The organism is Paenibacillus solisilvae, assembly GCF_042656405.1.
GTDB classification, from domain to species: domain Bacteria; phylum Bacillota; class Bacilli; order Paenibacillales; family Paenibacillaceae; genus Paenibacillus_Z; species Paenibacillus_Z solisilvae.
In genome coordinates, this window is the sequence record NZ_JBHSOW010000015.1 from 13,467 (window position 1) to 16,046 (window position 2,580).

The window sequence follows — 2,580 nt, forward strand, 5'->3', positions numbered from 1 at the left end:
GCCAGCTTCGCACCGGTAATCGATTCGTCACTTAGCGCTTCGGCGCTGATCACGCCAGCGGCCAGCTTCGCACTTGTAACCGCACCATCGCTCAGTGCTTCCGTGCTTACTGCACCTTTCGCCAGCTTCGCACCGGTAATCGATTCGTCACTTAGTGCTTCGGCGCTGATTACGCCTGCGGCCAGCTTCGCACTTGTAACCGCACCATCGCTCAGCGCTTCCGTGCTTACTGCACCTTTCGCCAGCTTCGCTCCCGTAATCGATTCGTCACTTAGCGCTTCGGCGCTGATCACGCCTGCGGCCAGCTTCGCACTTGTCACCGCGCCATCGCTCAATGCTTCCGTGCTTACTGCACCTTTCGCCAGCTTCGCTCCAGTTATCGATGCGTCACTTAGCGCTTCGGCGCTGATTACGCCTGCGGCCAGCTTCGCACTTGTCACCGCGCCATCGCTCAATGCTTCCGTGCTTACTGCACCTTTCGCCAGCTTCGCTCCAGTTATCGATTCGTCACTTAGCGCTTCGGCGCTGATTACGCCTGCGGCCAGCTTCTCACTTGTTACTGAACCATCGCTCAGCGTTTCCGTGCTTACTGCACCTTTCGCCAGCTTCGCTGCGGTAATCGATCCGTCACTCAGCGCTTCGGCGCTGATTACGCCTGCGGCCAGCTTCTCACTTGTCACCGCACCATCGCTCAGCGCTTCCGTGCTTACTGCACCTTTCGCCAGCTTCGCACCGGTAATCGATCCGTCACTTAGCGCTTCCTCGCCTACCGCTCCTGCTGCCAGCTTCGAGCTCGTCACTGCGCCATCACTCAGCGTTTCCGTGCTTACCGCACCTTTCGCCAGCTTCGCTGCGGTAATCGATCCGTCACTTAGCGCTTCCTCGCCTACCGCACCTGCGGCCAGTTTCTCACTTGTCACCGAACCATCGCTCAGTGCTTCCTCGCCTACCGCACCTTTCGCCAGCTTCGCACCGGTAATCGATTCGTCACCCAGCGCTTCGACGCTGATCACGCCTGCGGCCAGCTTCGCACTTGTTACTGAACCGTCACACAGCGCTTCCGTGCTTACCGCATCTTTCGCCAGCTTCGCACTCGTCACGGCACCGTCACTCAGCGTATCAGTACTTACTGCACCTTTCGTGAGCTTCGCTCCCGTTATCGATGCGTCACTTAACGCTTCGGCGTTAATTACGCCTGCGGCCAGCTTCGCACTTGTTACTGAACCGTCACTCAGCGCTTCCGTGCTTACCGCATCTTTCGCCAGCTTCGCACTCGTCACTGCGCCGTCACTCAGCGTATCAGTACTTACTGCACCTTTCGTGAGCTTCGCTCCCGTTATCGATGCGTCACTTAGCGCTTCGGCGTTAATTACGCCTGCGGCCAGCTTCGCACTTGTTACCGAACCATCGCTCAGCGTTTCCGTGCTTACTGCACCTTTCGCCAGCTTCGCACTAGTAATCGATCCATCACTTAACGTTTCCTCGCCTACCGCTCCTGCGGCCAGCTTTGCTGCTGTCACTGCGCCATCGCTCAGCGCTTCCTCGTCTACCGCTCCTGCCGCCAGCTTCGCGCCCGTCACTGCGCCATCGCTCAGCGCTTCCTCGCCTACCGCTCCTGCTGCCAGCTTCGCTCCCGTCACTGCGCCATCGCTCAGCGCTTCCTCGCCTACCGCTCCTGCTGCCAGCTTCGCTCCCGTCACTGCGCCATCGCTCAGCGCTTCCTCGCCTACCGCTCCTGCTGCCAGCTTCGCGCTCGTCACTGCCTCATCACTCAGCGCTTTCGTACCTACCGCTCCTGGTGACAGCTTCGCACTAGTCACTGCGCCGTCGCTTAGCTCCTCCTTGCCTACCGCTCCAGCTGCCAGCTTCGCTCCCGTCACCGCACTATCGCTCAGCGCTTCCTTGCCTACCGCTCCAGCGGCCAGCTTCGCTCCCGTCACTGCACCATCGCTCAGCGCTTCTGCACCTACCGCTCCAGCTGCCAGCTTCGTTCCCGTCACTGCACCATCGCTCAGCGCTTCTGCATCTACCGCTCCAGCTGCCAGCTTCGCTCCCGTCACTGCACCATCGCTCAGCGCTGCCGCGCCTACCGCTCCTGCAGCCAGCTTCGTGCTCACAACTGCTCCGTTGCTCAGAGCTTTCTCGCCTACCGCTCCTGCAGCCAGCTTCGTGCTCACAACTGCGCCGTCGCTCAGCGCTTCCTCGCCTACCGCTCCTGCAGCCAGCTTCGCGCTCACAACTGCGCCATCGCTCAGCGCTTCCTCGTCTACCGCTCCAGCGGCCAACTTCGCGCTCGTCACTGCGCTATCGCTCAGCGCTTTCTCGCCTACCGCTCCTGCAGCCAGCTTCGCGCTCACAACTGCGCCATCGCTCAGCGCTTTCTCGCCTACAGCTCCTACAGCCAGCTTCTCTCCCGTCACCGCGCTGTCGCTCAGCGCTTCCGCGCCTACCGCTCCTGCTGCCAGCTTCGCGCTCACAACTGCGCCATCGCTCAGCGCTTCCTCGTCTACCGCTCCTGCAGCCAGCTTCGCACTCGTCACTGCGCTATCGCTCAGCGCTTTCTCGCTCACCGCTCCTGCA

The 2,580-nt window shown here is 61.2% G+C and carries 1 pseudogene; it reads right to left on the bottom strand.

The window, feature by feature from the left end:
• A pseudogene (locus ACFPYJ_RS02875) lies at window positions 1-2,570 on the bottom strand (hypothetical protein); the annotation flags it as partial.
• Window positions 2,571-2,580: the final 10 nt, after the last annotated feature.